At 34.0% G+C, this 7,655-nt stretch carries 6 protein-coding genes and 1 pseudogene; 5 read left to right on the plus strand and 2 right to left on the minus strand.

From position 1 onward, the window contains the following. Positions 1-3: 3 nt before the first annotated feature. Positions 4-408, plus strand: coding sequence for a sugar 3,4-ketoisomerase (locus AC061C_RS13170; RefSeq protein WP_417946158.1), 405 nt, complete (start codon positions 4-6; stop codon positions 406-408). After that, complete coding sequence (locus tag AC061C_RS13175) at positions 405-1,505, plus strand: glycosyltransferase family 4 protein (protein ID WP_478291553.1); 1,101 nt, start codon at positions 405-407, stop codon at positions 1,503-1,505. Before AC061C_RS13170 ends, AC061C_RS13175 begins: the two co-directional genes overlap by 4 nt. Here AC061C_RS13175 and AC061C_RS13180 read toward each other — a convergent pair. Continuing rightward, entirely contained in the window at positions 1,502-2,392 is an 891-nt protein-coding gene (locus AC061C_RS13180; protein ID WP_478291554.1) for a glycosyltransferase family 2 protein, read from the minus strand. The two genes, AC061C_RS13175 and AC061C_RS13180, sit on opposite strands and share 4 nt — an antisense overlap. After that, positions 2,392-3,075: a cell division ATP-binding protein FtsE gene (locus AC061C_RS13185; RefSeq protein WP_417976649.1), complete on the minus strand. Its 684-nt coding sequence runs from the start codon at positions 3,073-3,075 to the stop codon at positions 2,392-2,394. The genes AC061C_RS13180 and AC061C_RS13185 overlap by 1 nt, the downstream gene beginning before the upstream one ends. A gap of 247 nt (positions 3,076-3,322) precedes the next feature. On the opposite strand from AC061C_RS13185, the gene AC061C_RS13190 reads away from it, so the two are divergent. From AC061C_RS13190 to AC061C_RS13200, 3 genes and pseudogenes are all read left to right on the plus strand, one after another. Then, positions 3,323-6,337, plus strand: a complete 3,015-nt coding sequence (locus AC061C_RS13190; protein WP_478291555.1) for a tetratricopeptide repeat protein — start codon at positions 3,323-3,325, stop codon at positions 6,335-6,337. 80 nt (positions 6,338-6,417) lie between these two features. After that, the gene (locus AC061C_RS13195) at positions 6,418-7,281 is read left to right on the plus strand and encodes a PhzF family phenazine biosynthesis protein (RefSeq protein ID WP_478291556.1); all 864 of its coding nucleotides are present in this window, start codon (positions 6,418-6,420) and stop codon (positions 7,279-7,281) included. Positions 7,282-7,327: 46 nt separating this feature from the next. Then, a pseudogene (locus tag AC061C_RS13200) lies at positions 7,328-7,655 on the plus strand (hypothetical protein); the annotation flags it as partial.

Genomic DNA, 7,655 nt, shown 5'->3' on the forward strand with positions numbered 1-7,655 from the left:
ACTATGACTACACTCAGAGACATACAGCTGTTGCAAATTCCTGTTGTAGAGGATAGGCGTGGGAATTTAGCATTTATTCAAGAGGATATTGTGCCTTTTGAATTCAAGCGCGTGTACTACCTTTTTGATGTGCCTAGCAATTCGTTTAGAGGCGGTCATTCGCACATCAATCAATCCGCAGTATTAATCGCTTTGAGCGGCAGTTTTGAAGTAATTTTAAATGATGGAACAGAGAAAAAATCATTTCTACTGAACAAACCTAATATTGGGTTGTATATCCCAACGGGAATTTGGAGAGAATTAGATAATTTTTCTTCGGGAGCAGTGTGTTTGGTTTTGGCTTCTGATGTATATGACGAAGAAGATTATATTCGGGATTTTGATCAGTTTATGATTTCAAAAAAATGAAACTTTTATACATTGTTCCCAACATAAATAACGAAGGTGGTGTAGCCAGAGTCCTTTCAGTAAAAGCAAATTATCTTGTTGAAAAATTGGGATATGAAGTGCATATTCTGACTCAAAACGAGGGTTTTTATCCGTTGTTCTATACTTTTAATTCCAATATTATTTTTCATGATATAGTTTTAAAAGGAAACTTATTTCAGTTTTTAAATTCTTTTTCGAATGGATTAAAAACTAAAATTAATACCATTCAGCCCGATGTCATTGTCGTTTGTGATAATGGTTTGAAAGCATATTTGATTCCTTTTATTTTAAAAAATAAAATTCCTCTTGTGTTAGAAATGCACAGTTCTAAGTTTATCGAGGAAAGAGAATCAAAGGATAATTTCCTGACGAAAGTCATATCTAATGGTATTAGCATTTTTAAAAAAACAGGAATACATAAATATGATCGATTTGTTGTTATAACTAGCGAAAACTTTGCAGAATGGAATATCAAAAACACTATTGTCATACCGAATCCTTTATGGTTTACTTCCGCTAAAACAAGTACTTTAGAAAATAAAAAAGCTATTGCCGTAGGAAGGCACACGTATGAAAAAGGATTTGATAGATTGTTACAAATCTGGAAAAAAGTAGTTGTGAAGCACCCCGATTGGATTTTGGAAATTTACGGTAAAGCATCAGAAAGTATCGATTTAAAATCCTTGGCTGAAAATCTAAATATTTCAGATAATGTTGTTTTTCACGAACCAGTTCAAGATATTGATAAAAAATATCTAGAAGCTTCATTTTATCTGATGACATCTCGATTTGAAGGTTTTGGAATGGTGTTAATCGAGGCCATGGTATCTGGATTGCCATGTATTGCGTATGATTGTCCATGTGGGCCGAGAGGTGTTTTAACTCATGGCGAAGATGGATTTTTAATTGAAAACGGTAACGAGATGGATTATGTAAATGCAGTCGAGACTTTTTTCGAGAATATAAAATTAAGAGAAGAAATGGGTAAAAAGGCAAAAGTGTCCAGTGAAAAATACCAGATCGATTCTATTATGGAAACTTGGAATCAATTATTTATCGGACTCAAAAAGCATTAATTTTTTTGTTGTAATGAGCATAAATAGCCCACTCGAAACCAATTAAAAACAAATAAATTAGGATAATTCCCAGTCAGATTTTTAATAAAAAACGATTCGAAAACGGAATGTACTTTTGAAATAATATAAGTAAGTCTTGTTCTATTTAATAAATGATACAATTGAATCAGTTTCACAAATTCAATATCAATTTTTTCTTCTTCGTACAGTGAAATCAAATTCTCCAAAGACGCTTTGGTCTTATTCAAATAAACGAAATTGGTATCAATATCTCCATGTTCAACTGGGTTTTCTATGTGATTTACTTTGCATTTTAGCAGGCTTATCTCGAACGCCAATTGCGTATCATCGTGACCGTATTTCTTGCTGTTGGTGTCAAATTTTATTTTGTTGAAAAGTACTTTTTTGATTACAGTATTGTTGAAAAGTAGCGATTGATACGGTTTTTTCTTTCGGTTTGCTGGAGATTTGTCCTCAATAAATTTTCCGTATTTCCAACGTAGTTTTTGATGGTTAGAAGGACATTTTTCAGGATGCAACCTTCCGCCATAAACAACATCAAAATCCCGAAGAGTATCAATGTATTTTTTTATAAACTTGTCATGAATAATAATAGAGTCCCCGTCTATAAAAAGCAAGTAATCAAATTTTGCTTGTGCGGCAAGGGAATTTCGGTTTGCGCGATGTGCTAGATTTACTTTTAAAGAGATAAAACTACAATTAGACAGTTCGTTTACGTGTTCATTTAAAGCGTTTAAACTTGAATTAGAAGCGTCGTCTTGGCAAAGAATTTCAAAATTTATTCCGCAATTCGTACATTGTTTATGCAACTCTGAAACAAGAGGAAACACATTGTAATTGTATATTGGAACCAGAATAGAAAGCATTATGCCGTTCGTTGAACTACTTCAAAGATTTTTGCATCTTCACATTTTAATGTTTTTGAAGGGAATTTCATCAACAAAGCATAATCATGCGTCGCCATAATAATGGTTTTTCCGTTGGCATTGATTTTCTTTAAAACCTCCAATACTTCGGCACTAGTTTGTGGATCTAAATTTCCTGTTGGTTCATCAGCAAGGATTAATTCGGGATCGTTCAGCAAAGCACGTGCAATAGCCACCCTTTGTTGTTCTCCTCCAGAAAGTTGATGCGGCATTTTTTTGCCAAAATCTTTCATCCCCACTTTATTCAATACTTCTTCAATTTTATTTTGCATTTCTGTAATGTCTGTCCAGCCAGTTGCTTTCAATACAAAAAGCATATTAGCATCTACGGTGCGATCTGGAAGTAATTTGAAATCTTGAAAAACGATTCCAATTTTACGTCTTAAAAACGGAATGTCATCTTCTTTTAGCGTTGCTAAATCATAGTCTACAATGTTTCCTTCTCCTTCAGTCAAAGGTAAATCAGCATATAATGTTTTCATTAAACTACTTTTTCCAGAGCCTGTTTTTCCTATAATGTATAGAAATTCTCCGTGTTTAACCTCTAAATTTACTTCTGATAAAATAGATTTTCCTTCTTGATATATCGTTACATTTTTTAGAGACAGTACAGCTTGTGACATAATTTACATTTGTTTATTGGGTAAAAGTAATAAGATAACGGTTCTATTCAAAATAAATTCTGTTCTATGAGACACAATTTAGAAAATTACGGATAATATGCCAAAGTAGTTGCATTTACAGGGCGAAATCGCTGTGTGTGGAAAGTTAAATTCTACCGTGTTAAAAAAAATGTTTATAATAAAAACCAATAACGATTCGTTATAGACTGCAGAATATGATACATTTGAATTATTAAAATAAATTACAATGCGTAAAATTTCTTGGCTCCATTTTATATTGATTTTCATGGTCACTGTGGCTGTTTCGGCACAAAAATCTATGATATATACTCACGATTCTAAAGATTTTAACAAAGCAGTAGCGTTATTTAAGGATGATCAATATGCCTCTGCACAAATCATTTTCAATAAAGTAAAGGAAACTGCGACTACCGAAGAGCTAAAATCGGATTGTGCATATTATGCCGCCAATTGTGCCATTCGAACCAATCAATCCAATGCAGATGAGTTGATGGAGCAATTTGTTTCGGAATATCCTACAAGTGTCAAACAAAATCAGGCTTACATTGAAGTGGCGCATTTTCATTTTAGCCAGGGGAATTATCCGCAAGCACTACAATGGTTTGATAAAGTAGATGAAAGTAGTTTGAGTAGATCAGACCTAGACAAATTCAATTTCCAGAAAGGCTATAGTTTTTTTAATGCCAAAAAGAAAAAAGAAGCAATTGTTTATTTGAACAAAGTCGTAAACTCAGCAGAATATGGTTCTCAGGCTAAGTATTATCTAGGATTTATGGCCTATGAAGGCGATGATTACAAGCAAGCTACCAAGTATTTTGATGAAGTTTCAGGGGAAGAAAAATACAAAGAAAAGCTATCGTATTATCAAGCCGATATGAATTTTAAATTGGGGAATTTTCAAAAAGCGATCGATTTAGGACAGAAAGCAATGGCCAAATCTACACCTTTAGAAAAATCTGAACTGAGTAAAATCATTGGTGAAAGCTATTTTAATTTAAAGCAATATGATACATCTATTCCATATTTAGTAGCTTACAAAGGAAAAAAAGGAAAGTGGAACAATACAGATTTTTATCAATTGGGCTATGCGCATTACAAACAAAAAGATTATGAAAGTGCCATCGCGCAATTCAATAAAATCATTGGCGGTAAAGATTTTGTAGCGCAGAATGCGTATTATCATTTGGGAGAAAGTTATCTCAATACCGATAAGAAACAACAAGCTCTGAATGCTTTTAAAAATGCTTCGGAAATGGAGTTTGATTTGGCCATTCAAGAAGATGCCAGTTTGAATTATGCTAAATTAAGCTATGAATTAGGAAATTCGTATCAAAGTGTACCAGCTGTTTTACAATCTTTTTTGAAAAAATATCCAGAAAATCCAAGTCGTGTCGAGATTGAAAAGCTATTGATTGATTCTTATATTTCTTCTAAAAATTACAAAGAAGCTTTAGTTTTATTAGAAAAAAATAAATCACCAGCAAATAAATTAGCGTATCAAAAAGTACTTTTTTATCGTGGTTTAGAATTGTACACCGACGAAAATTATCAGGATGCCTTGAAAATGTTTTCGAAATCGATAGTCGAACAAAAAGATCCAATTTTCACTGCTCGTGCTACGTTCTGGAAAGGAGAATCAGAGTATGTTTTGAATGAATTCAAGGACGCTTTGCTAAGTTTTAAGCAGTTTGTTGGTGCAAGCCAAGCCAGCACCACGCCAGAATTTAAAAACAGTAATTACAATATTGCGTATACGTATTTCAAATTAAAAGAATATGAGCAAGCGGGAAATTATTTCCAAAACCAAATAGAAAAAGCGCCTTCTGATAAAGTGCGTTTGAATGACTCCTACTTACGGTTAGCCGATTGCCGTTTTGTGACAACAAAATATGCTGCAGCAATGGATGCGTATACTAAAGTAATTGAGTCTAAAAGTGTAGATGCGGATTATGCGTATTTCCAAAAAGCTATTTCTTATGGTTTTATGTCTAAAAATGACAAGAAAATTGACGAGATAAATGCTTTTTTACAACTGTATCCAAAATCAGAATACAGAGACGATGCACTTTTTGAATTGGCCAATACTTACGTTGCCGAAAATCAAAATGACCTTGCGGTAAAAACGTACGACAGATTAAATACGGAATTCAAAAAAGGTTCTTTCACTTCCAGAGCTATTTTGCGTCAAGGGTTAGTGTATTACAACACCGACAAAGATGATCAAGCATTAGCCAAATTTAAAAAAGTGGCAGCTGATTTTCCGCGAACTCCAGAAGCGCTTGAAGCAGTTGCAACCGCGCGATTGATTTATGTAGACAATGGCAGAGTAGATGAATATGCAACTTGGGTTCGTACCTTAGATTTTGTTGCTGTAACCGATGCAGAATTAGATAATGACACCTATCAAGGCGCCGAAAAACAATTTCAACAAAACAACACCAAGCAAGCCATAGCGGGATTTAACGGGTATATAAATCAGTTTCCTCGCGGAATTCATGCTCTGCAGGCGAATTATTATTTAGCACAACTGCATTATGCTGAAGGTGCTGAGAGTAAATCAATTCCTAATTATGAATATGTGATTGCGCAATCCAGAAGTGAATTTACAGAACAATCGTTGTTGCGATTGGCCCAAATTTCCCTTAAAAATAAGGAATATGAAAAAGCAATTCCGGTTTTAATTCGATTGGAAAACGAGGCAGACCTTGCTCAAAATAAAACATTCGCACAATCAAATTTGATGAAATCCTATTATGATAAAAAAGATTATGCTAATTCTGGTATTTATGCAGAAAAGGTTTTGATGAATCCAAAAACAGATAGCAATGTAAAAAGTGATGCTCAAATTATCATAGCGCGTGCCGCAATTGAGACGGGTGATGAAGATAAAGCGAAAGTAGCTTACGCCAAATTAATGACGATTGCCAAAGGAGAATTAGCTGCTGAAGCCCTGTATTATGACGCTTATTTCAAAAATAAAGACGAGAAATTTGAAGCTTCGAACATAGCAGTTCAAAAGTTAGCAAAGAGTTATTCCAGTTACAAGTATTTTGGAGCCAAAGGATTAGTCCTAATGGCTAAGAATTTTTACGGATTGAAAGACAGTTATCAAGCAACTTACATTCTAGAAAATGTCATTCAAAATTTTACTGATTTTTCAGATGTCGTTGCCGATGCTCAAAAAGAACTCGACAGAATAAAAATGGAAGAATCCAAAACGAATTCATCTATTACTAAGTAGGACGTTTGCGAATTACATTCAAAAAAAAAATAGAATAGGCATATATTTTTTAAAATTATCGAAGCCAAAAAACAAAGAGAATGAATCTACCTTTTTACATCGTTGGTGTTTTTACAGAAAAAAAATACGCAGGCAATCAACTAGCTGTTTTCTTAGATGCACATTCTTTAAGTACTGAACAGATGCAGCTAATTGCGCGCGAAATCAACTTTGCAGAAAGCACTTTTATTACAAAACTTGATGGTCAAAAGTGCGCTGCTACGATTCGCATATTCACGCCAGAACATGAAATGCAATTTGCTGGACATCCCATCATAGGAACTTCATGGGTTTTGATGAATAAAATATTCGAAAATAAACCAGATAAAATTACAATTTCCGTTCCCGTAGGTGAAATTCCAGTACGTCAAGTGGGAGATTTGGTATGGTTACAAGCTGCTCAACCTCAGTTTTTGGATACTTTTTCAAAGGAAGATTTCACGACTTTCAGCAACTTAAGAAGTACTGATTTTGAGGATGCATTTCCTATTCAGGAAGTGACTACAGGTAGTGCTTTTGTAGTTGTTCCTCTCAAAAATATAAAGGTATTAGAGCGTTTAATTATCGATAAGGATAAAATGAACAATTGGATGCAGGCAAATTGTAAAACCAGTCACAGAGCCTTGTATTTTTATTGTTTAGAAGATGAAAAACTCAGTAGTAGGATGCTTTGTGTCGAGAACAATCAACTGATAGAAGATGCAGCTACTGGTAGTGCCAGCACGTGTTTGCAGGCTTTTCTTTTAAAATATCATGCGCCAGACATTCAAATTACCAATCACCAGGGGGAATACATCAACAGACCGTCACAAATTTATTTTGATGGAAAATTGACCAATAATGATTTTGATATCAATATTGGCGGTAAGTCGCAATTCATTGCAAAAGGCGAATGGGAAGTTTAAAAAATAAGATGAGAAGCATTAGAAATAAGAAGTAAAAAAATAAAACATGACAGTTAAACAATTAAACATAAAATCATTCACAAATAAGGCAGTAACGTTTACCGCTCCTTTCCCTTCGGGAAGTGTTGGATTTGGGATTTTATTTCTTTTATTTTTCCAGTTTTCATTTGCACAAAAGAAAGAGCAAATAGGAACCGAAACTGTAAATGTGGTAAAACCGTACACGCCAAAAATTTCGGATGCTTTTAAACCAAAAGAAATTCCGGAACTCGATGAAGAGGAAACGGCCCAAAAAGAAAAGATTAAGTATACTATTTTCTCTTTTCCTGTAGCATCTACTTTTACACCTTCTAAAGGAAAAGCAGAAGGAGTAG

This window comes from Flavobacterium sp. GNP010, from assembly GCF_056428945.1.

Bases quoted from the DNA above. Each gene is read 5' to 3' on its own strand.
- AC061C_RS13170 (WP_417946158.1), top strand. From the start codon at position 4: ATGACTACACTCAGAGACATACAGCTGTTGCAAATTCCTGTTGTAGAG.
- AC061C_RS13175 (WP_478291553.1), top strand. From the start codon at position 405: ATGAAACTTTTATACATTGTTCCCAACATAAATAACGAAGGTGGTGTA.
- AC061C_RS13180 (WP_478291554.1), bottom strand. From the start codon at position 2,392: ATGCTTTCTATTCTGGTTCCAATATACAATTACAATGTGTTTCCTCTT.
- AC061C_RS13185 (WP_417976649.1), bottom strand. From the start codon at position 3,075: ATGTCACAAGCTGTACTGTCTCTAAAAAATGTAACGATATATCAAGAA.
- AC061C_RS13190 (WP_478291555.1), top strand. From the start codon at position 3,323: ATGCGTAAAATTTCTTGGCTCCATTTTATATTGATTTTCATGGTCACT.
- AC061C_RS13195 (WP_478291556.1), top strand. From the start codon at position 6,418: ATGAATCTACCTTTTTACATCGTTGGTGTTTTTACAGAAAAAAAATAC.